Source organism: Aeromonas sp. 102P (genome assembly GCF_051920345.1).
Taxonomy (GTDB): domain Bacteria; phylum Pseudomonadota; class Gammaproteobacteria; order Enterobacterales; family Aeromonadaceae; genus Aeromonas; species Aeromonas veronii.
The window spans coordinates 4124248-4147892 of sequence record NZ_JBQBCZ010000001.1; the positions used below are offsets into that span (position 1 = coordinate 4124248).

The 23645-nt window shown below is 59.6% G+C and carries 24 protein-coding genes; 19 read left to right on the forward strand and 5 right to left on the reverse strand.

Annotated elements, in window-relative coordinates:
* Window positions 1-5 precede the first annotated feature (5 nt).
* Window positions 6-689, forward strand: coding sequence for a glycerophosphodiester phosphodiesterase (locus ACTG1K_RS19345; protein WP_440006415.1), 684 nt, complete (start codon window positions 6-8; stop codon window positions 687-689).
* Window positions 690-768: 79 nt separating this feature from the next.
* Here the strand turns inward: ACTG1K_RS19345 and ACTG1K_RS19350 are convergent, their stop codons facing one another.
* On the reverse strand, window positions 769-1941 hold the full coding sequence (locus ACTG1K_RS19350; protein ID WP_440005582.1) for an RNA-guided endonuclease TnpB family protein: 1173 nt from the start codon (window positions 1939-1941) through the stop codon (window positions 769-771).
* A 51-nt stretch (window positions 1942-1992) separates the two neighbouring features.
* On the opposite strand from ACTG1K_RS19350, the gene tnpA reads away from it, so the two are divergent.
* From tnpA to ACTG1K_RS19395, 9 genes are all read left to right on the forward strand, one after another.
* On the forward strand, window positions 1993-2418 hold the full coding sequence (gene tnpA / locus ACTG1K_RS19355; RefSeq protein WP_440005151.1) for an IS200/IS605 family transposase: 426 nt from the start codon (window positions 1993-1995) through the stop codon (window positions 2416-2418).
* A gap of 165 nt (window positions 2419-2583) precedes the next feature.
* Window positions 2584-4461 carry a methyl-accepting chemotaxis protein gene (locus ACTG1K_RS19360; protein ID WP_021229777.1) on the forward strand — a complete coding sequence of 626 codons (1878 nt, stop codon included), beginning with the start codon at window positions 2584-2586 and terminating at the stop codon, window positions 4459-4461.
* Window positions 4462-4970: 509 nt separating this feature from the next.
* Complete coding sequence (frdA, locus tag ACTG1K_RS19365; protein ID WP_005335056.1) at window positions 4971-6755, forward strand: fumarate reductase (quinol) flavoprotein subunit; 1785 nt, start codon at window positions 4971-4973, stop codon at window positions 6753-6755.
* Window positions 6748-7482 carry a succinate dehydrogenase/fumarate reductase iron-sulfur subunit gene (locus ACTG1K_RS19370; protein ID WP_005335057.1) on the forward strand — a complete coding sequence of 245 codons (735 nt, stop codon included), beginning with the start codon at window positions 6748-6750 and terminating at the stop codon, window positions 7480-7482. Before frdA ends, ACTG1K_RS19370 begins: the two co-directional genes overlap by 8 nt.
* Window positions 7483-7498: 16 nt before the next feature.
* Complete coding sequence (locus ACTG1K_RS19375) at window positions 7499-7897, forward strand: hypothetical protein (RefSeq protein ID WP_005335058.1); 399 nt, start codon at window positions 7499-7501, stop codon at window positions 7895-7897.
* Between the two features lie 10 nt (window positions 7898-7907).
* A complete protein-coding gene (frdD, locus tag ACTG1K_RS19380) occupies window positions 7908-8264 on the forward strand; it encodes a fumarate reductase subunit FrdD (RefSeq protein ID WP_040066869.1) in 357 nt (118 codons plus the stop codon).
* A 257-nt stretch (window positions 8265-8521) separates the two neighbouring features.
* Complete coding sequence (locus ACTG1K_RS19385) at window positions 8522-9250, forward strand: nucleoside recognition domain-containing protein (protein ID WP_206874449.1); 729 nt, start codon at window positions 8522-8524, stop codon at window positions 9248-9250.
* Entirely contained in the window at window positions 9247-9714 is a 468-nt protein-coding gene (locus tag ACTG1K_RS19390; RefSeq protein WP_005335063.1) for a YjiG family protein, read from the forward strand. The genes ACTG1K_RS19385 and ACTG1K_RS19390 overlap by 4 nt, the downstream gene beginning before the upstream one ends.
* Window positions 9715-9739: 25 nt before the next feature.
* Complete coding sequence (locus tag ACTG1K_RS19395; protein ID WP_440006418.1) at window positions 9740-10864, forward strand: M20 family metallopeptidase; 1125 nt, start codon at window positions 9740-9742, stop codon at window positions 10862-10864.
* Between the two features lie 89 nt (window positions 10865-10953).
* On the opposite strand, the gene ACTG1K_RS19400 is transcribed toward ACTG1K_RS19395, so the two are convergent.
* The 3 genes from ACTG1K_RS19400 to ACTG1K_RS19410 form a co-directional block, all read right to left on the reverse strand.
* Complete coding sequence (locus ACTG1K_RS19400; RefSeq protein WP_440006420.1) at window positions 10954-11739, reverse strand: substrate-binding periplasmic protein; 786 nt, start codon at window positions 11737-11739, stop codon at window positions 10954-10956.
* Window positions 11740-11794: 55 nt separating this feature from the next.
* Window positions 11795-13021, reverse strand: coding sequence for a winged helix-turn-helix domain-containing protein (locus tag ACTG1K_RS19405; RefSeq protein WP_440006422.1), 1227 nt, complete (start codon window positions 13019-13021; stop codon window positions 11795-11797).
* 106 nt (window positions 13022-13127) lie between these two features.
* Window positions 13128-13721, reverse strand: coding sequence for a TetR/AcrR family transcriptional regulator (locus ACTG1K_RS19410; protein WP_440006424.1), 594 nt, complete (start codon window positions 13719-13721; stop codon window positions 13128-13130).
* 107 nt (window positions 13722-13828) lie between these two features.
* Here ACTG1K_RS19410 and ACTG1K_RS19415 point away from each other — a divergent pair, with 107 nt between their 5' ends.
* On the forward strand, window positions 13829-14752 hold the full coding sequence (locus ACTG1K_RS19415; protein WP_440006425.1) for an ABC transporter six-transmembrane domain-containing protein: 924 nt from the start codon (window positions 13829-13831) through the stop codon (window positions 14750-14752).
* Between the two features lie 28 nt (window positions 14753-14780).
* Entirely contained in the window at window positions 14781-16169 is a 1389-nt protein-coding gene (locus ACTG1K_RS19420; protein WP_440006427.1) for an NAD(P)/FAD-dependent oxidoreductase, read from the forward strand.
* Between the two features lie 41 nt (window positions 16170-16210).
* On the opposite strand, the gene ACTG1K_RS19425 is transcribed toward ACTG1K_RS19420, so the two are convergent.
* Window positions 16211-16858, reverse strand: a complete 648-nt coding sequence (locus tag ACTG1K_RS19425) for a class I SAM-dependent methyltransferase (protein WP_440006429.1) — start codon at window positions 16856-16858, stop codon at window positions 16211-16213.
* 144 nt (window positions 16859-17002) lie between these two features.
* On the opposite strand from ACTG1K_RS19425, the gene ACTG1K_RS19430 reads away from it, so the two are divergent.
* The 7 genes from ACTG1K_RS19430 to ACTG1K_RS19460 all read left to right on the forward strand — a co-directional run bounded on the left by ACTG1K_RS19430 (window position 17003) and on the right by ACTG1K_RS19460 (window position 23608).
* Entirely contained in the window at window positions 17003-17677 is a 675-nt protein-coding gene (locus tag ACTG1K_RS19430) for a thermostable hemolysin (protein ID WP_440006431.1), read from the forward strand.
* Complete coding sequence (locus tag ACTG1K_RS19435; RefSeq protein ID WP_440006433.1) at window positions 17674-19170, forward strand: AMP-dependent synthetase/ligase; 1497 nt, start codon at window positions 17674-17676, stop codon at window positions 19168-19170. Before ACTG1K_RS19430 ends, ACTG1K_RS19435 begins: the two co-directional genes overlap by 4 nt.
* A complete protein-coding gene (locus ACTG1K_RS19440; protein ID WP_005354042.1) occupies window positions 19167-19820 on the forward strand; it encodes a TenA family transcriptional regulator in 654 nt (217 codons plus the stop codon). The genes ACTG1K_RS19435 and ACTG1K_RS19440 overlap by 4 nt, the downstream gene beginning before the upstream one ends.
* Window positions 19821-19854: 34 nt before the next feature.
* Window positions 19855-20724 carry an SDR family oxidoreductase gene (locus ACTG1K_RS19445; RefSeq protein WP_440006435.1) on the forward strand — a complete coding sequence of 290 codons (870 nt, stop codon included), beginning with the start codon at window positions 19855-19857 and terminating at the stop codon, window positions 20722-20724.
* Window position 20725: 1 nt separating this feature from the next.
* A complete protein-coding gene (locus ACTG1K_RS19450) occupies window positions 20726-21358 on the forward strand; it encodes a tetratricopeptide repeat protein (protein ID WP_416004383.1) in 633 nt (210 codons plus the stop codon).
* Between the two features lie 130 nt (window positions 21359-21488).
* On the forward strand, window positions 21489-22175 hold the full coding sequence (locus ACTG1K_RS19455; RefSeq protein ID WP_139429381.1) for a response regulator: 687 nt from the start codon (window positions 21489-21491) through the stop codon (window positions 22173-22175).
* A complete protein-coding gene (locus ACTG1K_RS19460; RefSeq protein ID WP_440006437.1) occupies window positions 22172-23608 on the forward strand; it encodes an ATP-binding protein in 1437 nt (478 codons plus the stop codon). The genes ACTG1K_RS19455 and ACTG1K_RS19460 overlap by 4 nt, the downstream gene beginning before the upstream one ends.
* Window positions 23609-23645: the final 37 nt, after the last annotated feature.

Sequence of the window (23645 nt, forward strand, 5' to 3'; positions counted from 1 at the left end):
AGAACATGCAGATTATTGCCCATCGTGGCGCCAGCGGTCTGGCACCGGAGAACACCCTAAAGGCGATGGCCAAAGCGCTGGAGCTGGGCGCATCAGCCATCGAGATCGACGTGCAGGCAGCCGATGGCGAGTTGTGGGTCTTCCACGATCGGCGGCTGGAGCGCTGCACCAATGGCAAGGGGGTGCTGACCGAGCAATCCCGCTCCTATCTGGAGCAGCTCGATGCCGGTGAGGGAGAGGTGATCCCGACCCTGTGGCAGGTAATGGAGATCATCGCTGGACGCTGCGAGTTGCATATTGAGCTCAAGGGCGCCCATACCGCCGATGCGGTGGTAGCCCTGACCCGACGGGCAGAGGCCGAGCTGGGCTTTACTCCCGGGCAGTGGGTGGTCTCTTCCTTCCATCACCCGGAGCTGGCCCGATTTGCCGCCTTGCGGCCCGATATCCGGCTCGGTGCCCTGACCGCCAACCTGCCGCTCAACCTGGCGCAGTTTGCCGACAAGCTGGGGGCCTGGTCCATCAATTGCGATGTTGATTTCATCGACGCTGCGCTGGTCGATGATGCACATCGCCGGGGACTCAAAGTTCTGGTTTATACCGTTGATTATCCAGAAGATTATGAAACACTCTCTAGCATGGGGGTCGATGGAATCTTCACCAATCGACCAGATCGTTTTCTGACGCAGTGAGGGGGGGGATACGCACATGGATAACCACTGATTTAGGCAGTGACTGCTCCCCGCCGCAAGCGGCGAGGCTTCCCACTTCTTAGGCCGCTACTGCCGAATTGGCAGATTTACGCTGGCCTCCATGGGTAGAAACGACGTGTCCCGCCGCTTTTAATTCCAATATGCCTTGCTGTCGGATGTTCATGGCCGCGTTGATATCCCGGTCATGCTCCGCATTACATGCTGGGCAAGCCCAACTGCGCTGATGCAATGGCATTTCAGGCATCTTGTGCCCGCAGCAGCTGCACAGTTTCGAGCTGGCAAACCATTGGTCTAGCTTGACCACGTGTCTCCCCTGCGCCTCTGCTTTGTACTCCAGCTTCATGATAAATCCATGCCAGCCCGCATCTCCTATGGCTCTGGCTAGGTTGTGATTCTTCATCATGTTCGCTGATTTCAATGTCTCTACGATGACCGCTTGGTTTTCGTCAACCATCGTTCGGGAGAGTTTGTGCTGAAAATCGGCGCGGGCGTTGGCTACACGTTCGTGCAGGGCGGCCAGCTGTATCCGTGCCTTCGCTCGGTTGGCGCTGCCTCTTTTTTTGCGAGATAACGATTTTTGCTTGCGCCGCAGATTGCGGCTGGCATTGATAAGGTGACGCGGGTTGTCGATCTTCTTGCCGTTGGACGCGATGAGATAGTGAGACAGCCCCATGTCGCAGCCTGTCACATCTGTGATGAGTGTCGGCTTGGCGGGCGCTTCGCAGCCATCATCACTGAGAATTGACGCGTAGTATTTCCCTGTCGGGCCACGGCTGATCGTGATGCTAGAGATTGTTCCTTTGATGTCCCTGTGGAGCACTGCTTTGATCGGCGTCATCTTCGGTAGCTGGATAGCATCGGCCAGTACCTTCCCGTTGGGGTGGTAGCTCGATTGCCTGCCCCGTTTGCTCTTGAAAGTCGGCATCCGAGCCTTGAGCTTAGGGTTGAAAAAGTTGGCAAATGCTTTGTCCAGATTGATCACTGCCTGTTGCAAGGCGAGGGAATCGTACTCTTTGAGCCAGGCATATTTGCGCGATTTTTTTGCCACCGCTAGTAGCGGTTTCAAGTCACGCTTGGGCTTCAGGGATACACCACGGCGCTTGAACATGTGCCGTTGAATACGAAGAGCCTTGTTGTACGCAAACCGCACAGCTCCGAACTGGGCATTTAAAAATGCAGCCTGTTCGTTTGTTGGGTAAAGGCGTACTTTAGTAGCTCTTTTCACGGTCACTGCTCACTGATAAAGTTCAGGCACTATATGCTTTAATTCGAGACATTTCAAATGAGTGAGCACAACATTGATTTCACTGGCTATCTGCGCAAACGTCATTCCGTCAGCAAGCTGGTTGTGCATTTAATCTTCACCACAAAGTACCGCCGCAAACTGCTCGACGGCACCATGATCGAACAGATGCGCCACGCGTTTTTGTCCGCAGCCGAGAAGTTGGAGGTGGAGATTTTGGAGATGGATGGAGAAGCCGATCACGTTCATCTTCTCGTTGCTTATCCGCCCAAGCTGTCCATCAGCGTGCTGGTCAACAATTTGAAGTCAATCAGCAGCCGCCATGTGCGGATTTTGAATACGCATCTACGGAAACAGAGCAATAGTGGGATGCTGTGGTCACGCTCTTACTTTGCCTGTAGCGCAGGAGGGGCCACTATCGAAACGCTGAAGGCGTATGTGGCATCGCAGAAAACACCAGATTAGCTCCCCTTATATCCCCGCCCGATTGGGCGAGGGTTTACGGGGCATTTGCTAACTTTAAATAGCTGACCGGGATACAAAGAGTTCAACTTCAGCCGATAAACAGAGGCTCATAACAATAACTAGATTCCACACACACTTCAGACTGACGCTCACAAGGATGTAACTATGAACTTATCCATTAAAAACAAGCTTGTTCTGGCTATCGGGGTCATCATTCTGGTGATCACCTGCCTGCAGGTCTGGTACAACACCTCGCAACTGCGCAGCGAGACCCAGCGACTGGTCTGGAACATCATCGACGAAAGCTCCATGGCCAACGTCAAGGGGATCTCCCGCTGGGTCGACTCCCGGATCAGCATGGTCAGCACTACCAAGGAAGCATTCGCCAAAGAAGACGAGCCCATCAGTCATCTGGCCCAGTCCATGAATGCCGGTGGCTTCGACCTGGTCTATGCCGGTACCGCAGATGGCAAAATGATTCAGAGCAAACCAACCGACCTGCCCGCCGGTTATGACCCACGTCAACGCCCCTGGTACAAGGACGCGGCCGCCGCAGGCAAGCTGGTCATCACAGCCCCCTATGCCGATATCTCCACCGGCCAGCTGATTGTCACCATTGCCGAGCCGTTCCAGCGTGGCAATACCCAGGGGGTCATCGCCGGTGACGTCTCCATCAGCTCACTGATCTCGGATATTCTGGCGGTCACCACCGAGGGCACCTACGCCATGCTGGTGGACAGCAATGGCACCATCATCGCGCACCCCGATGCCTCCCTGAGCCTGAAATCCGCTACCGCTCTGGCACCGGAACTGACTGCGGCCTACATCAATCAGGTCGCCCATGACGGCATGATCAACGAGCTGGTGATCAGCGGCAAGAAAGAGGTCTACGACTTTAATGCCATTCCCAATACCAACTGGTATTACGGCATGATGGTAGATGAAGAGATCGCCTACCAGTCGGTACGCCGCATGGTTACCTCCTCCCTCATTCAGGGGCTTATCACCATACTGATCGTGGCAGGCTTCTCCTATGTCGCCATCAACGGATCGCTGGCCCCTTTGAAAACCCTGGGCGAAGCGATTGCCGATCTCTCCCGTGGCAACGGCGATCTGACCCGCCGCATCAAGATTGAACGTGAGGATGAAGTAGGCGCGGTTGCCAAACACGTCAACACCTTCATCGAGCGGATCCATGTGATGGTGCAGGATATCTCCAACTCCTCCGGCCAGCTCAACCAGCAGGCCAAGTCCTCCCACAGCATGGCGGAGAAGGCCAATCAGGGGCTGGCACGCCAGCAAAACGAGATCTCCCAGATCGCCACTGCGGTACACGAGATGTCGGCCACTGCGGTCGAGGTTGCCAGCAACGCGGAGCAGACCGCCGAAGCGGCCCGCAGCTCCTCCAGCAGCTGCGAGCATGGCAAGCAGGTGATCGCCCGCAACCAGCGCTCCATCACCGATCTGGCCACCCAGGTGGAACAGGCCTCCAACATCATTCAGGAACTGGAGAAAAACGCCCAGGAGATCAACACCATCCTCTCCACCATTCAGGGCATCGCCGAGCAGACCAACCTGCTGGCACTGAACGCCGCCATCGAAGCGGCACGTGCCGGTGAACAGGGCCGCGGCTTTGCGGTGGTAGCCGACGAGGTGCGCGTCCTGTCACAGCGTACCCACAGCTCCACCGTCGAGATCCGCAATATGATCGAAACCCTGCAACGCAATACCCAGGGAGCGGTCAGCACCATGCACGAAGGCCAGCTGCTGGCCCAGAACAGCGTGGATGACGCCAACAACGCCACCCATGCGCTGGAGCAGATCACCACCTCGATCAACCAGATCTCCGACATGGCGACCCAGATCTCCAGCGCGGCTGAAGAGCAGCGGGCCGTCACCGACGAGGTAAGCCGCAACATTCAGGCGGTGAAAGATGTCTCGGACGAACTGGCAGTGGATGCAGACAGCTCACGCCATCTCTCTGAACAACTTAAAAATATTTCGGGTGAACTGAGCAATCAGGTCGGCATGTTCCGCATTTGAGCATGAGCAAAAGGGGCCGTACAGGCCCCTTTTATTTTTCTAAATAGCGCTTAATTTTCAGTGAGTAATCTCACATTACCCGCCAAATCCCCCGCCTTGAAACCCTTGTAATTCGTCTGGAATTATCAGAACACCGCCGTGGTCACCGCCGCACTTCGGATTACCTATTTCTATCCGAATAGATGAATGCCAATAATTCTCATTAAAAAATTACAATAAAAAACTTAAAATTTTTTTCGCGAGTACCTAAAAAGAGAGGTGATTCGCATTTTATTGAAAGAAAACTACGTACAATCCAGAAGTTAAAGTACTCGTAGCTAGGTGTTCAACTGCTCAGTAACACCAAAAAATGACGATAATAACGACATTTTCATCCAGGGATTTGGGTGTTTTATAGAAAAATAACCAATAAAAAGGGAATAAAACCTAGCAGTTTGACTTGCATCAAGCCTGAATTTTTTTCATAGAGCAAAATCGTGCCCAGCAAATCTATCCCTAAGGAGGCAGATGTGGATATTATCAAGACCGATGTGGCCATCATCGGTGCTGGCGGTACCGGCTTACGCGCCGCTATCGCTATAGCCGAATCACAGCCAGACCTGGACATCGCCCTGATTTCCAAGGTTTACCCGATGCGCAGCCACACGGTTGCTGCCGAAGGCGGCGCCGCCGGTGTCGTCCGTGATGACGACTCCCTCGAAAACCACTTCAACGACACCGTCTCCGGTGGTGACTGGCTGTGCGAGCAGGACGTAGTGGAATACTTCGTCAACAACGCGACCAAAGAGATGATCCAGCTGGAGCACTGGGGTTGCCCCTGGAGCCGCAAGCCGGATGGCAAAGCCAACGTGCGTCCGTTTGGTGGCATGAAGGTTCCGCGTACCTGGTTCGCCGCAGACAAGTCCGGTTTCCATATTCTGCACACCCTGTTCCAGACCTCCGTCAAATACCCGAGCATCAAGCGCTTCGACGAGCATTTCTGCCTTGATCTGATCGTGGACGACGGCCGTGTCCAGGGCGTACTGACCTTCGACATCCAGAACGGTATCACCCGCTTCATCCAGGCCAAATCGGTGATCGTGGCAACCGGCGGTGCTGGCCGTGTCTATCGCTACAACACCAACGGTGGCATCGTCACCGGCGACGGCATGGCGCTGGCCTACCGTCACGGCGTACCGCTGCGTGATATGGAGTTCGTCCAGTATCACCCGACCGGTCTGCCGGGCACCGGCATCCTGATGACCGAAGGTTGTCGTGGTGAGGGTGGCGTCCTGCTGAACAAGGATGGCTACCGCTACCTGCAAGACTACGGCTTGGGCCCAGAAACCCCGATCGGCCAGCCGAAGAGCAAATACATGGAGCTGGGTCCGCGCGACCGCGTTTCCCAGGCATTCTGGCAAGAGCAGCAGAAAGGCCGCGTCATTCAGGGCCCGATGGGCGATGTGGTTCACCTCGACCTGCGTCACCTTGGCGAGAAGTACCTGAAAGAGCGTCTGCCGTTCATCTGCGAACTGGCCAAAGCCTACGTCAACGTCGATCCGGCCAAAGAGCCTATCCCGGTACGTCCGACTGCCCACTACACCATGGGTGGTATCGAGACTGACAACAAGTGTGCCACCCGTCTGCCCGGCCTCTACGCCGCGGGCGAATGTGCCTCCGTCGGTCTGCACGGTGCCAACCGTCTGGGTTCCAACTCCCTGTCCGAGATCGTGGTATTCGGCAAGCTGGCCGGTGAGCAGGCAGGTGAATTTGCCAAGACTCAGAAGCATGGCAATACCGAAGCCCTGGCCGCCAAGGCCGAGGCGCTCATCAAGCAGCACCTCTCCCTGATGGACGTAGACGGTACCGAAAACCCGGCCGATATCCGCAACGAGCTGGGCATGTCCATGGAAGCCGGTGTCGGTATCTACCGTACCGAAGAGCTGATGCAGGGCACCATCGACAAGATCAACGAGCTGAAAGCCCGTTACAAGAAGGTCAAGATCAACGACAAGTCCTCTGTCTTCAACACCGATCTGCTGTACGCCATCGAACTGGGTTACATGCTGGACGTGGCTGAAGCCATGGCGCACTCCGCTATCAATCGTAAAGAGTCCCGCGGTTCCCACCAGCGTCTGGATGGTTACGAAGAGCGCGATGACGTGAACTTCCTCAAGCACACGCTCTCGTTCTACAAAAATGGCGAAACGCCCTCCATCGATTACTCCGATGTGAAGATCACTAAGTCCCAGCCGGCAAAACGCGTGTACGGCTCCGAGGGTGAGAAACAAGACGAGGCTAAGAAGAATGGCTGAGATGATTGAAATTGAGATCCTGCGCTACCGTCCGGAACAGGATAACGAGCCCTGGATGCAAACCTTCCAGGTGCCATACCAGAGAGAGATGTCTCTGCTGGACGCCCTGCAGTACATCAAGGATCACCTGGACTCTACCCTGAGCTTCCGCTGGTCCTGCCGGATGGCGATCTGCGGCTCCTGCGGCATGATGGTCAACGGTGTGCCCAAGCTGGGTTGCAAGGCGTTCCTGCGCGACTATCTGCCGGGCAAGATGACCGTCGAGCCGCTCAACAACTTCCCGATCGAGCGCGATCTGGTGGTCGACATGTCCGACTTCATCGAGAAGCTGGAGAGTATCAAGCCGTACATCATCCCGAGCGAGCCGCGCAGCCTGTGTGATGGCGAGTACATCCAGACTCCGGCCCAGATGGCGCAGTACAAGCAGTTCTCCCAGTGCATCAACTGTGGTCTCTGCTACGCGGCCTGCCCGCAGTACGGTATCAACAAGAAGTTCACCGGTCCGGCGGCACTGGCTCTGGCCTATCGCTACAACGTCGACAACCGTGATGCCGGCGCCAAAGAGCGTATGCGCATCATCAGCCAGGACGAAGGCGTCTGGGGCTGTACCTTCGTGGGCTACTGCTCCGAAGTGTGCCCGAAGGGCGTCGATCCGGCGGCGGCCATCCAGCTTGGCAAGGTCGAAAGCGCCAAGGACTACATGATCGCCATGTTCAAGCCAGATTGAGAGCAGGATTGAGACCATGAACAATACTGATAGCAAACGTAAACCTTACGTCCGCGAAATGAAGAAAGACTGGTGGCTGAAGAACGCCTTCTACACCGGTTACATGATCCGTGAAGGCACCAGTATCTTCGTCTCCATCTACGCCGTTGTGCTGATGTGGGGCCTGATGCGCCTGGTTCAGGGTCAGGAAGCGTTCAACGGCTGGCTGGAATCCCTGCAAAGCCCGATCGCCATCCTGTTCCATGTCGTCGCTCTGGCGGCGTGCCTGTTCCATGCCAAAACCTGGTTCGCCCTGGCGCCGAAAGCCATGCGTATCTTCCGTGGTGAAGACCTGGTACCGGAGAAGCCGATCGTTCTCGCCCAGTATGTGGCGCTGGCGGTGGTGTCCCTGCTTGTCCTGATCATCGTGGCCTGAGGAGAAAACAATGAGACGTTCTGACGAACCAATTTACTGGGGTCTGTTTGGTGCGGGTGGCATGGTCGTTGCCATGCTGCTGCCGGTCATTGTCCTCATCACCGGTCTGCTGGTGCCCATGGGCATCATGGACGTGGAAACCATGAGCTATGACCGCGTGCACGCGTTCGCCAGCTCCTGGTGGGGTGCCTGCATCCTGCTGGTGATCATCGCCCTGCCAGTCTGGCACGGTATGCACCGTATCTACCACGGTCTGCACGATCTGGGGATCCACACCACCAAGCTGCACCACTATGTGTTCTATGGCTTTGCCTTCCTGGTATCTGCCATTACCGTTGGTCTGCTGATGGTACTGGTACTCCAGTAATCACCGAGCATCTAACTGATTGACCAAACCGGGCCTCGTGCCCGGTTTTTTATTGCCCCGCTATCCCGCCCCTGCTTTTTGTTCACTCAAACAATTCGATAAAAACCAGATTATCGTCCAAACATATGGCGATCACAGTCACATAACCCCAATACATTCGTCATTTGCAGCAAACCATTTTGACCACCATCAATTTAGTGACATCCATATCAATTATAATTACTCAGATTAAATAATTATTCATATGGAGCTAGCTAATGACAGACAAAACACGCTCGGTGAGCATAGGCAGTTACCTGGCACTGGCCTTCGCCGTGGTCTTCTTCTCCGGACTGTTGCAATCCGGCGAGTGGTACGGGGTATTCGATTTCACCACGCTGAACGGCTCGTTCGGCACCATGGTCCAGAGCGTCAGCGAGAATGGTGACGGCATCAAAACCGCCATGACCGACATGCGCGGCAAGGGGGGCAACGGCGCTCGCGATGGCTTTTTGTTTGCCCTGACCCTGATCCCCACCGTGATGTTTGCCCTCGGTATGATCAATGTGCTGGAACACTACGGCGCGCTGGAAGCGGCCCGCAAGTTGCTGACCCCGCTGCTGCGTCCGCTGATGGGGATCCCGGGCAATACCGGCCTCGCCCTTATCGCCTCCCTGCAGAGTACCGATGCCGGTGCCGCCATGACCCGCCAGCTCAAGGATGAAGGGCTCATCACCAAGCGTGAAACCGACGTGTTCACCATGTTCCAGTTCTCCGCTGGTGCCACCATCGTCAACTTCTTCTCCTCCGGCGCCGTGCTGTTCACCCTGACGCTGGCAGATGGCAGCCCGGCGGTCAGCGCCTCCATCGGTCTGGCAGTCATCGTGATGTTCGCCTTCAAATTTGTCGGAGCCAACCTGTTCCGGGTCTACCTCAATATGAGCGAAGGCAAGCAGACCGATAACAACACCCAGCAGACCCTCAACACTCAGGAGCAAGCCAAATGAGCCAGGCCAACATCAAGAAACCCATCGTCACCGATATCTTCGTCGAAGGGGCCAAGAAGGGCTGGGTCATCGCCACCACCTCCACCGTACCCAACGTACTGATGGCCTTCGTCATCATCAAGGCGCTGCAGATCACCGGCGCGCTGGATGCCATGGGCGCCATTTTCTCCCCTGTCATGGCCATCTTCGGGTTGCCCGGTGAGGCGGCAGCCGTGCTGATCGGCGCCTGGATGTCGATGGGGGGTGCAGTCGGTGTGGTCATCACCCTGTTCGATCAGGGGATCCTCAACGGCACCCACATCGCCATTCTGGCGCCAGCCATCTACCTGATGGGCTCTCAGGTGCAGTACATGGGTCGCATCCTCGGCTGCATCGGCACCGAAGGGCGTTACATCCCCATCATGGTCGCCATCTCGGTACTCAACGCCTTCGGCGCCATGCTGGTGATGAACATCCTTCTCTGACCCGAACCTGATAGTGGAACAAACAATGACTTTTTCTCTGGATCAATACCTGACCGAACTGGCCCCGCTGATCAATCTGGATTGCGGATCCCTGCACCAGCCGGGCATTGCGGCAGTGGCCGACCTGATGGCTGCCAAATATGAGGCGATGGGCGGCTGGCAGATCAAGCGGGTCGACTGCGGCGCAGCCGGGGTGGGACTGGAGATCCGCAACCAGCCTTATGCGACGCAGATCGATGTAATGCTGATCGGCCATATGGATACCGTCTTTCCCCTCGGCACCGCCGCCGCCCGCCCGATGAGCGTAGATGGTGAGCGCGCTTACGGCCCCGGTGTCTCCGACATGAAATCCGGCCTGCTCAACATCGTCTATGCCCTGCGTGAACTGCCCCGCGAGGTGCGCGATCGCCTGAGCATCTGCGTCTGCATGAACCCGGACGAGGAGATTGGTTCCCTGCACTCCAGCGACTGGCTGGCAGCGGTGGCCAAACAGGCAAAACAAGTGCTGGTGGCCGAAGCGGCCCGCGCCGATGGCTCGCTGGTCAAGGCGCGCAAGGGGATGGCCCGTTATCGCATCGACTTCACCGGCAAGGCAGCCCACGCGGGCAACGAACCGCAGAAGGGGCGCAGCGCCATCACCGAGCTGGGCCACTGGATCCTGGCCATCAACGCCCTGACCAACTTCGATAGCGGCACCACCCTCAACATCGGCATTGTCGAGGGGGGCAATGGCGCCAACATAGTGCCGGCACATGCCAGCGCCGTGGTAGACGTCCGCTTCTGGGACAATCAGGAGTACCACCAGATCAACGATCATCTGCTGACCCTGGCCGAGCGGCCGCATCTGGACGGCGTCACCATCCAGCTGACCCGCGAGGCCCACAAACCGGCCATGGTGCCGTCCGAGGGCACCCAGGCACTGATGCAGCTGGTGGAGGAGTGTGGCGCCGAACTGGGGCTGCCGATCAGCTGGCAGGAGGTGGGGGGCGGCTCCGATGCCAACCTGACCGCCGCCCTCGGCATCCCCACTCTGGATGGTCTGGGCCCTATCGGTGCCGGTTTCCACAGTGACGAGGAGTATCTGGATCTGGCCAGCATTGCCCCGCGCATCGAGCTGCTGGTGAAGGTACTGACCCGTCTGGCAGCCTGACAAGCTCTCACGTAAAAAAGGGCCAGCCGGTTTGCACCGGCTGGCCCTCTGTCCATCTGCTCCTCCTGAATGACAGCCCCCCTTCGCTATTACTCCATCGGTGGCAAGAAGCGGCGCATCACCTCATCCGTATGCCCCCCTTCCTGAAATGCCACCAGCGACTGATTGAGGATGTTCACCAGCTGGTGACCGCGGGGGGAGCCCTTGCTCACCAGCAGATAGAAGCCCTTGCGGCTGGGCAGGGCGAGATTGAGCAACCCGCTCTCGCTGCGGTAGATGCCAAGGCTGATGCCTGCCACCAGAGGTTCGATTTCGCTTGGCAGAAAGTCGCAGCGATCCCGCTCCAGCATGTCGAGCGCCTGCTGCAACTGTTTGACCCGGCGTGGCTCCTGCGCAAGCCCGTAGGGTGTGTAGTTGTAGCCAATCACCCCGCACACCCGGGAACGATTGACCGTCTGCAGATCCGGCGGTTCGGGGTAGCGGCGCTTGAGATAGAAGAAACCGAGGTGGGTGTAGTAGAGGGTAACGCTGTAGAAGGCAAACTCGGCCCGCTCCGGCTTGTAGCTGGCATCCCAGGTCAGCTCGCACAGACCATTCTGGCGATAATCCGCCAGCTCCTGCTGCACCCGCGCCCAGGGCAGATAGCGGATCTGGTGCGAGAGCCCGCTCTGTTGCAATGCATCGAGCACCAGCGTCGTCGCCGAACCGGTCAGGCGGCTGGTATCGGGCACACCGTCCTTGCGCTCCCAGTAGGTAAAGGGGGCCCACTCGTTGCCCTCCCCCAGACAGATCTTCACTGGCGGCTCTTGCCCCCATAGCGCGGGGGACAAGATAGCCATCGCCAATCCCGCCCACCATGTTCCCGCTCGTGTCATCTCCCGCTCCCGGACTGTTTATCACTCTTGCAGCTTAGCCCAGAAGGGATAGATCTCACTTTGCAGGGGCGCTTTCATGCCACAACGCCAGCAAATTGGCCGGAATGGCACCATAACGGAGCTGCGGCGTCTGGTGCCAGTCAGCCAGCTTTTGCAGGGCTTTCGCCAGATCCTGTGCAAGCGTACGGGTCACTCTCACACCGGCTTCCAGATAGAGGCTCTTGATCTCGAAGATCCCCTGCTGGCGATGGGCCTTGGCATCCATTCTGCCCACCAGCTTGCCGCGATGGAGCAAGGGCAACACGAAGTAGCCGTATTGGCGCTTGGGGGCCGGGGTATAGCACTCGATGCGATAGTCGAAGTTGAACAGTTCACTGGCCCGTTTGCGATCCCACACCAGCGGGTCGAACGGCGACAAGACGGTGGTATGAGTTGCCTTGAGAGTGTCCTCCTCGGCCTGTGCCAGCTCATCGGCCAGCGAGGCGTGCACAAAAGCGCCGTGCTGCCACCCCTCCACTCGTACCGGCAACAGCTCCCCCTCGTCCGCCAGTTGATGGAGCAAGGCGTCGTATTTGCCGCGCCGCAGACGGTAGTAGTCAGCGACCCAGCCAGTTTTGACCAGCCCCAGCGCCCGGCAACTGGCGCGCACCATATCCCGCTGCGCCTGCTCGACGCTTGGCAGATCCCGCTGGTCGCTCCACTCGGGGATGACCCGCTCGGCCAAGTCATAGACCCGTTGAAAGTTGCGTCGCTCCCGCACCATCAGCTGACCGCTGGTAAACAATACCTCGAGATGACGTTTCTCCGGTTTCCAGTCCCACCAGCCGTTCCCCTTGCCGGTTGTGCGTTCAAAGTCGGCCGCCCGCACCGGACCATGCTGGCGAATACGCTCGATCAGCTGGCCAATCTCCTGCTGATGGGTAGCGAGCCAGTTGGCCGAAAACTTCCAGCCCATGGCGGCGGGGTCGAGCATCCGATGGCGCAGCAGCCGGTAATCTTCGCGGGGCACAAAGCAGGCCTCGTGGGCCCAATATTCGAAGATCTCGCCGTCGGCCAGCAACTGCTCCAGCCAGCGCGGTTCGTACTGGCCAAGGCGGCTAAAGAGCACCAGATAGGGGCTGCGTGCCACCACCGAGATGGTATCGATCTGCAGCAGCGCCATGCGGCGAATGGTGGCCAACAGATCGGCCGGAGTCGCCTTGCTGCGACGGGGGGCGAGCAGCCCTTGCGCCGCCAGTTGCAGATGACGGGCATCTTGCAGTGACAAATGGGTAATCGACATCAACAACCGCTCCCTGGTATCTGGCCATCGCACGCCCGGCGGATAGCCAACAAAACCGTGGGAGGCACCACGCTGGTATGCCTCCCCTCCCTGTGTGCCAGCGCCGCTATGAATGGGCCGGGGGCAAGACCAGCTGATTGACCACCAGCATGATCTCTTGATAAGTGGACTCTACCGTCTCGGGGGTCGGCTCCAGAATCAGGTCATCGGCATAGCCGTTGATGAGGGAGGTGATCTGGCGCGCCAGTCGCCGGGCATCGCCCGCCACAAACTCGTCACTGTCGATCCCCTTTTGCAGGATCTGCTCCAGCACCTCGCGCCACGCCAGAATGATTTTGCGGTAGCTTTCGGCAAATACCGGGTCGCGCAGTGACTCGTTCCAGGCATCCAGATAGATGGCCCAGGAGGCATCCTGACTGGTCGGCAGGTTGTCCCGCACAAAGAGCGGCAACGCTTCGCGGGCTGGCAGCGGCAATAGCCACTCCCGCTGCTCGGCAATCTCCTGATAGGTGAAACGCTCCACGGCGCAGAGGCAGAGCTCCTTCCAATCCTTGAAGTAGTGGTAGACGTGACTGCGCGCCAGACCGGTGCGCTCGGCAATATCACGGGTTGACGATGCCGCCATCCCCTTCTCTCGAAACAAGGCCAATACGGCCTCGATGATCATCTCTTTGCGCTGTTCTGCTGATGGGCGTGCCATCTGACCTCCTGCGATATCAATCGATCTGCTTGACTTTGAGCAGTCGCTCAAACAAACTTTGAGCACTCGCTCAAACTTAGCGTTTCCGACATCTTAGGAGATAACCCATGACAACACCAACCACTTCGGCAGCCAGTTGCGACGAGCAGGCCACGCCGTTGCCACACTCGGCCGGTCGTTCGCTGGGGGCGATTGCGCGGGCCAATCCCCTCAAGCTGGCAGGCACCTTCTCGCTGGTGGCCCTCGAAAACATCCTGCTGGTGGTCTATCCCCTGTTCGCCGGCTTTGCCATCGACGCCATCGTCAAGGGTCAGTGGCTACAGGCCTCGAGCTACGCCCTGATCGTGCTGCTGTTCTGGCTGATCGGCGCCCTGCGCCGGGCGGTCGATACCCGCACCTTTACCCATATCTATGCGGCACTGGCGGTGCCGGTGATCCTGACCCAGCGCCAGCAGCAGGAGGGGCAATCCACCATAGTGGCGCGGGTTACCCTGGCGCGGGAATTTGTCGACTTCTTCGAGAAACATATCCCGATCCTGGCTACCAGCCTGATCTCCATCGTCGGGGCGGCCGTGATGCTGATGGTGATCGAGTTCTGGGTCGGCATCGCCTGTATGGGGGTATTGCTGCTGTTCGGCCTGCTGCTGCCCGGCTTTTCACGCAAAAACCAGCTGCTGCACGAGCGGCTCAACGATCGGCTGGAACACGAAGTCAAACTGGTCACTCATGCCCAATCAGCCAGCCTCTCCCGCCACTACCGCGCGCTGGCCTGGCTGCGCATCAGGATTTCGGATCGGGAGGCGCTCGCTTTTCTGGCGGTCGGCATCAGCGCCTCCCTGCTGTTCCTGCTGGCCATCACCATGCTGATGGCCCAGCCCCAGGTCTCGGCAGGCCATGTCTATGCTGTGATGACCTACCTCTGGAACTTTGTCACCAGCCTGGATGAGGGGCCCGGTCTTGCCGATCAGCTGGCCCGGCTGCGAGATATAGGTCGCAGGGTCAACACCGCCCAACCCGATGAAATGATTTGATATTTTTTATCTGTAACCGGAGTAGAAGATGAATCCGACCACCCTTTGCCAACGAGCGTTGACCATGTGCATCAGCTGTTTTTTCCTCGCCGCCTGCGGCCCCAAGATGAGCGACTTTGAGCCCAACACCAGCTACTGGTTCAAGGAGAAACCGGCAGAGGAGAGTGTCCCGCTGGCGCAAGACATGAAGGTGGATATCGCCATCATAGGTGGCGGCTACAGCGGCCTTTCCAGCGCCTGGCATCTGGCCAAGGCCAATCCGTCACTCAAGATCGCCATCTTCGAGGCCAGGCAGGTGGGCAGTGGTGCCTCGGGCCGCAACGGCGGCATGGTGTTGCCGGGCTCCGAGGTGATGGACCTCTACGAAGAGGGGGAAGCGAGCAAGCGCCACTACGATCTCACCGTCGCCAGCATGCGCAAGCTGCAGGCGCTGGTCGCCTCAACCGGCGTCGAGGCCGACCTCAAGCTCGATGGCTATGTGGAGGCAATCCTCGATGAGGAGGATATCCCCGAGTACCGCGACTATGTGAAAACCGCCAATCGCCTCGGCATCCCGCTCCAGTACTGGAACGCCGATACCACAGAGGAAAAACTGGGCACCGACCGCTACGTGGGGGCGGTCTACGACCCCAATGGCGGTCAGGTACACGCCATGAAGCTGGTCAATGCCCTGCGCAAGGCGGTGGAGCAGGCGGGCGTCACCATCTACGAGCAGAGCCCGGTGTTGGGGATCAAGGAGGGCAAGCAGATCGAGCTCAATGTGGCCGACAAGTACAAGGTGACCGCCGACAGCATAGTGCTGGCGACCAACGGCTATACCTCAAAACTTGGCTACTTCAGCGGGCGGGTCTTTCCGGTACACGCCCAGAGCGCCGTCACCGAGCCGCTCACCAAAAAGCAGCTGGCCGCCATCCAGTGGCAGAGCCGGGTGCCCTACTACGACACCCGCAACATCCTGTTCCATCTGGTATTGACCCCGGATAACCGCATCGTCATCGGTGGTGGCAATGCCGAGTACGTCTTCAACGATGGCCTCAACTACAAGGGCGATCTCAACCGGGTCAGCGAGATGATGATGAGCGAGCTGGTGACCCTCTATCCGGCCCTCAAGGGGATCAAATTTGAGCAGGTGTGGGACGGGGTGCTCGGCATGACCGGCGACAGCACCGAAGCGGTAGGGGTGATGGGGGATCACAAGAACATCTACTACGCCCTCGGCTACAACGGCCACGGCATCAACCTCTCCTTCCTGTTTGGCGACATCGTGGCCAGCCTCTATCAAGGCAAGGAGCACCCCTGGTTCAACCACGCGGAGCAGAGTCTGCCGATGTGGCTGCCGCCAGAGCCGTTCAAGTCAATTGGCGTCAAATCTGCCCTGATGTACTACCAGTGGCAGGACAAGGGCTACAAGGAGTAGCGCCGGGCAAGAATCCGACGAGTAACAGACGAAGGCACGCCTCAGGGCGTGCCTTTTTGCAATACCGCCACATCGGCGTGGGGGAAGCTGAGCTCGGCCTGCCAGCTGGCAGCCAGCATCTGAAACGATGCCTCGGCAAAGAAGACGATGTGGGTCGGGTCGTGGCGATAACGCCAGTTCTTGAACCGCTCGTCACTGAGCACCCGCTGGGTCTGCAGCACCAGCAGGCCGCCGGGCTTGAGGCAATCCCACAACTGCGCCAGCACCGTGCGCGGCTCGGCGATATGCTCGATCACCTCGGTACTGGTGATGAAGTCATACTGACGCGTCAGCAACTCGGGAAAATCGGCGTAGAACTTGTCATACCCCACCATCTGGTAACCCGCCTCGCGTCCCATCGCCACCAGCGCAGGGCCGGGACCGCAGCCAAAATCGAGACCACTGGCAGGTAGCGGCACCCGCGCCAGCACTTCGCCAAAAGCCCGCATCAAAAAAGTGCGATAACGGGGATCATCCACCCGATTGTCGTGACCGTCATAGACCGCCTTCTCCGCCGCCTCATCCAGATGATCCGCCTCATCCAGCCAGACCAGCTCGCACGCGAGGCAGCGATGATAGCGTTTGCCCGCCACCGGCAGGGGATAACTGCGATGGCTGGCACACAGGGGGCAGCTGACGGTGGATGACATGGCGGTTCCTCTTGGGGGCTTCCTGTTGGATAACAGCGGCGCAGATTGCCTGCCCGCTGCCTCGCTGACAACTTTTTTTGCTCCTTAAGGGTTTCTTAAGTTTGCCCTTTTACTCTCAAACCATCGCAAGAGAAGGAGTCACCCATGACCACCGAGATCCAGGCCCCCTACCGATTGCTGCTAGCCAAGTCCCCGCAGCAGGTCATGGCGCTGCAAACCTATATCCAGGCCGCCTATACCCTCGAGTTCAACGCCCGCATCCCCCATTTCCTCCCCTGCCTGCTGGGGCTCTATCGGGCGGACGGGACGCTGGTCGGTGCCTGTGGTCTCAATCATGCCAGTGAGGGGCCTCTCTATCTGGAACAGTATCTGGAGCAACCCATCGAGGCCGCCATCAATACCCGCCTCGGGGTCTATCCGGCACGCAATCGCATTATCGAAGTGGGCAATCTGGCCTGCAGCGAACCGGGCAATGCCCGCCTGATGTTCGCGGCCCTGTGTCGTCTGCTGTGTGAGAACGCCCTCGACTACGTGGTCTTTACCGGCACTGCCAAGCTGCGCAACAGCTTTGCCCGCCTGCAACTCAATCCGGTGGAGCTGGCCCCCGCACAGGCCTATCAGGTGGGAGCCGACGCCGATGCCTGGGGTGAGTACTACCGTTGCCAACCCAAGGTGATGGTGGGCGACATCAATCAGGGGCGCGAGGTGCTGGCCCAGAGCAGCCTGCTGCTCAATCTGCTGGCCCCCATGCCTACCCTGTTTGACGATGCCGGCAAGAGCAGTGATAACCAGCCCCATCAAAAAAGGTGCGCCCAATGAGCCTGTTCGACGCCATCGCCAAACATGCCCACGAGCATCCGCAATCCCCTGCGCTGCTGAGCAGCCAGCAGCGTCTCGATTACCAGACCCTGTGGCAACAGATCCAGCGTCTGGCCAGCCAGCTGCAACAGCTCGACGTCAGCCGTCTGGCGCTGCAACTGGACAACGGCCTGCCCTGGGCGCTGCTGGATCTCGCCTGCACCCGCGCCGGTATCGTGGTCATTCCGGTGCCCCACTTCTTCAGTCAGGCCCAGCAGGCCTGGTTGCTGGAGAGCAGCGGCGCCGATGCGCTGGTGGGCCCACATCATCAGGGGTGGCATGCCGCCGAGCAGCTCTCGCTGATCACCGGAGAGCTGCCGCTCTGGCGCCACACACCAGCCAATCGACCAGCGCTGCCCAAGGGCACTGCCAAGATCACCTACACCTCCGGTACCACGGGCCAGCCCAAGGGCGTCTGCCTGTCACTGACCCAGATGATGGCGGTGAGCCATGCGCTGGCCGAGCGGGTCGCGCCAGCCAAGGTGGAAAAACACCTGACCCTGCTGCCGCTGGCGACCCTGCTTGAGAACATCGCCGGCCTCTACGTGCCGCTGCTGACCGGCGCCTGCAGCCGCATTCCGTCCCTCGGGGAGCTCGGTTTCACCGGATCCAGTTCGCTCAATCCAGCCATGCTGGGGGAAGCCATGCTGCGCTGGCCGACCCACAGTCTGGTGCTGGTGCCCGAACTGCTGCGCCTGCTGCTGGCGCTCTGCACCAGCACACCGACGCTGGCCCAGCAGCTCAAGAGCCTGCGCTTTATTGCCGTCGGTGGCGGCAAGGTAGCACCCGACCTGATCAAACACGCCCGCCAGCTCGGCCTGCCGGTGTATGAGGGATATGGCCTCTCGGAGTGTGGCTCCGTTGTGGCGCTCAACAGCCCGGATGCTGACAAGCTCGGCAGCGTCGGCCGCCCCCTGCCCCACTGTCAGGTCACCATCGCCAGCGACGGCGAAATTATGGTGAGCGGCAGTGCCATGCTGGGCTATCTCGGCAGCAACGAACCAACTCCCGAACAGATCGCCACAGGCGAACCTTCTGCCATGCAGATCGCCACAGGCGATCAGGGCCACCTCGATGAAGAAGGCTACCTCCATATCACCGGGCGCAAGAAGAATGTCCAGATCACCGCCTTTGGCCGCAACTTCTCGCCAGAGTGGGTGGAGGCCGAGGCCCAGCTCTGCCCCGCCATCGCCCGCATCGTGGTGTTTGGCGATGGTCAGCCTGCCAACGTGGCGCTGATCCAGCCCCTTCCGGGGAAAGAGGCGGATCTGCCCCGCCAGATCGCAGGTCTGAACCAGCGGCTGCCCGATTATGCCCGCCTGCACCACTGGTTGCCGGTGGTACTCGACCAGCATCCCGGGCTGCTGACCGCCAACGGGCGCCCCCGTCGCAGCGAGATTTACCAACACTTTTCCCGGCAAATCAGCCAATGCCTTACAGGAGAATCGTCATGAGCTTCTATCAGACTCTGCAACAAGCCACTGCTCAGGAGCGTGAGCATCTGTTCAACGCCCCCATTATCGAAGCCTGTCGCCGTGGCGATATCAGCCGTGACACCTATCTCGCCTTTCTGGCGCAGGCCTACTACCACGTGCGCCACACAGTTCCGCTGCTGATGGCAACCGGCGGCAAGCTGGGTCAGGAGTACGAGTGGGTGCGTGGCGCCATTGCCGAGTACATCGACGAGGAGTATGGCCATCAGGAGTGGATCCTCAACGATATCCGCGCCTGTGGCGGTGATGCCGAAGCGGTGCGCCACGGCCAGCCCGGGCTGCCCATCGAGCTGATGGTCGCCTTCCTCTACGACCAGATCCAGCGCGGCAACCCCATGGGCTTCTTCGGCATGGTACAGGTGCTGGAAGGCACCAGCGTGGCCATCGCCCTCACCGTCGCCGACCAGCTGAAAAAGGGTCTCGGCCTGCCCCCGCAGGCGATGAGCTACCTGAGTTCCCACGGCGCCCTGGATCAGGAGCACCTCAAGTTCTTTGAATCCTTGATGGATAAGGTCGAGAGCCCGGCGGATCAGGCCGCCATCATCCACGGGGCCAAGGTGGTTTATCGCCTCTATGGCGAGATGCTCTACAACCTCACCGCCACACCGTAAGTCGGCAGCAGACAGCAAAAAGGGAATCCATACCATGAACCTTGAAGGGAAACTCGTGCTGCTCACCGGCGCCAGCGGTGGCATAGGTGAAGAGCTGGCGCAGGAGCTGGCGGCCCAGGGGGCACTCCTGCTGCTGCACGGTCGTCGCGGCCCTGCACTGGAGCGGCTGTGCAAGTCACTGCCTCATCCCGAGCGCCATCAGGTGGTGCTCGCCGACCTCGGCTCTGCGCAAGAGCGGGCCAAGCTGTTGCAACACCCTGCGCTGGAGCATGGGATCGACATCCTGATCAACAACGCTGGCTGCAACCAGTTTGCCTGGCTGGAAGATCAGAGCTTCGAGCAGGTGGAGCGCCAGCTGCTGCTCAATATCGAGGCGCCCATCCAGCTCACCCGTGCCCTGCTGCCAACCATGCGCAAGCCGGGGATCATCATGAACATGGGTTCGAGCCTGGGCAGCATCGGCTACCCCGGTTACAGCGTCTACTGCGCCAGCAAATTTGCCCTGCGCGGCTTTAGCGAAGCGCTGGGACGGGAGCTGGAGGGGAGTGGTATCAAGGTGCTGCACTTTGCCCCCCGCGCCACCCGCACCAAGCTCAACTCCGAGGCCGCTTACGAGATGAATGCGGCGCTCGGCACCCAGACCGACAGCCCGCAGGAGGTGGCCGAAGAGGCGGTCATCGCCCTGTGCAACGAAACCCGCCGCAGCTGGCTCGGCTGGCCGGAAAAACTGTTCGTGCGGCTCAATGCCCTGCTGCCCGGCATCGTCGACAAGGCGCTGGCCAGACAGCTGCCGATCATCAAACGTTATGCCCGTCATCTTCAGCCAGGGACGGCTGATGCTGGCGCCAACAGCGCGCCACAACCAGACTTGTCCCGCCCGATCCCGACCAAGAAGGAGCATTAATATGAACTTTTTCCGTCAATCAGTGACCTCTTGTGCCATCGCCATCCTGCTGGGATCCACCTCAGTCATGGCCGCGGATGATGCCCTCGTCCCCATCCAGCAACAGTGGGCCGTCTGCCAGTATCAACAGAGCGGCAAGGCGAAAGAGAGCTGCCTCGAAACCCTGAGCACCCGGGCCGAAGCGGCCAGCGCCAAGGAGCCCTTTCGCGCCGATCTGCTGATCTGGTCTGCCATCGTCAAGAGCACCTGGGCGGGGGCCAAAGGGGGGCTGGGGGCACTGGGTCTGGTGAAAGAGGCCAAGGCCAAGCTGGAGCTGGCGCTCAAGCAGGATCCCAAAGCGCTGGACGGCTCTGCCTACACCAGTCTGGGCTCCCTCTACTATCAGGTGCCCGGGTGGCCGGTCGGCTTTGGCGATGACGAAAAGGCAGAGCAGCTGCTCAAGCAGGCGCTGGCCATCAATCCGGATGGCATCGACCCCAACTTCTTCTATGGCGACTTCCTGCTGGATCAGGGTCGCAAGGCCGAGGCCAAAACCTACCTCGACAAGGCGCTGGCCGCCCCGGCCCGCCCGGGTCGCGAAGTGGCCGACGAAGGGCGCAGAATGGAGATCCGCGATCGGCTGGCCAAGCTATAAAACCCTGATGGATCAAAGAACTATTTAAACTCTGCCCACCAGCTTGCATACTGGTGGGCAGGGTTGTTTATGCCACGGCACACCCTGGCGCTGAGCCAGATCGCCACACCCAACAAACAGGGAGAAAAGAATGCGGATCCTGCTGGTGGAAGATGATGTGATGCTGGGGGATGGTATGCAGGATGCACTGCGCCATAGCGGCTACACGGTGGACTGGCTGCAACAGGGGTTGCCCGCTCTGGCAGCCCTCAAGAGCAACGAGTTCGCCGCCCTGATCCTCGATCTCAATCTGCCCGACATCGATGGCCTCAGCCTGCTGCGCAAGTTGCGGCGTGAAGGACACCAACTGCCGGTGCTGATCCTCACCGCCCGCGATGCGCTGGACGATCGGGTGGTCGGCCTCGATGCCGGCTCCGACGACTACATGGTCAAGCCCTTCGCCCTGCAGGAGCTCAACGCCCGCCTGCGCGCCCTCGTTCGCCGCAGCAAGGGGCAGGCTCAGGCGGTGCTGGAGTATGGCGATATCCTTATCTATCCCGAATCCCAGCAGGTCACCTATCAGGGGGAGGCGGTCAAACTCACCCCCCACGAATACAAGTTGCTGCAGGAGCTGATCAGCCAGAGCGGCCGGGTGCTGAGCAAGGATCAGCTGCAACAGAGCCTCTACGGCTGGGATGAAGGGGCCGAGAGCAACGCGGTAGAGGTGCATATCCACCATCTGCGCAAGAAGTTCTACAGCGACCTCATCCGCAATATTCGCGGGGTCGGCTACATCATTCCCCAGCTCGAACAGCCAAGCCGGACACCCGCACGATGAAACGTCCCCGCTCCATTCGCCGCTTTCTGCTCACCGGTATCCTGACGCTGGTGAGCCTGAGCCTTACCATCAGCGCCTTTATCGGCTACATGGAGGCGAGCCACGAAATGGAGGAGCTGTTTGATGCCCGCCTCGCCCAGTCGGCCCGCATCACCAACCAGCTGCTGGCTCGCTATATGGCCCAGCAGGGGCAACTGCCCGCCAACGGCACCGTCTATCAGGAGTGGGAAGCGCAAAATCCCGATGAGTGGCAAAAAGACCCCAGCCTCAACCTGACCGGCGAGGATCGGGAGATCACCCCCTACGGACACGAGTTCGAACGCAATCTCTACTTCCAGCTGCTCGATGAAAATGGCCACCTGCTGCTGCGTGCCCCCAGCGCCCCGGATCAGCCGCTGGTCACCCTGGCCATCGGCTTTGACACGGTCGAAAAAGATAATCACCAGTGGCGCACCTTCACTCTCTACAACCAGCAGGAGCAGACCTGGCTGGTGGTGGCCGAGCGGGACGACGAGCGCAGCGAACTGGCCAGCAAGATGGCCACCCTCACCATGCTGCCGCTGCTGATCACCCTGCCCCTCCTGCTGGCCCTGCTCTGGTGGCTCATCACCCGCGGGCTAGCCCCCCTGCGTCAGCTGGCCCAGGCCATCAGTGAACGTCACCCCGCCAACCTGAGCCCGCTCAGCCTCAAGATAAGCGCTCAGGAGCTGACCCCCCTCACCAACGAGATCAACCGGCTGATGCAGGCGCTGGCGGAGACCATAGAGCGGGAGAAGCAGTTCACCAACGAGGCGGCCCACGAGCTGCGCACCCCGCTGGCGGTGCTGCGGATCCACAGTGAAAATGCCCTGGCTGCCGAAGATGAAGTGAGCCGCCAGCAATCCCTACACAAGATGCTGCAAGCCCTAGACCGCAGCGATCGGCTGATCCGCCAACTGCTGACCCAGGCCCGTATCGACAACCAACAGGGGCTGGTATTGACCGAGCTGGAGGTGGGCCACCTGCTGCAAGGCACCCTGGCAACGCTTGCTCCCATTGCCCTCAAGAAGGAGCAGCAGCTGTCGCTGGAGTGTGAATTGCCACTGCTGGTGATGGGGCAGGCCACCCTGCTCGACCTGCTGTTCAGTAATCTCATCGACAATGCGCTGCGCTACACCCAGCCGGAGGGCGAGATCAGGGTGCGGATTCAGCGAGAGGGCAACCGGGTGAGGGTGGATGTAAGTGACAACGGCCCCGGCATTCCCGCCAGCGCCTTGCCCCGGCTGTATGAACGCTTCTTTCGGGTCAATCCCCAGCAAGGGGATGGCGTGGGTCTCGGCATGGCCATTGTTTCTCGCATCGCCCAGTTGCACGGCGCCGATCTCGATGTCCACAACCGGCCGGAAGGGGGGCTGGAGGTGAGCGTGTTACTCCCGCTCCCGCCGGCAAGATAAGCGATAAGTAAAGAGCCCGCGATGCGGGCTCTTTACT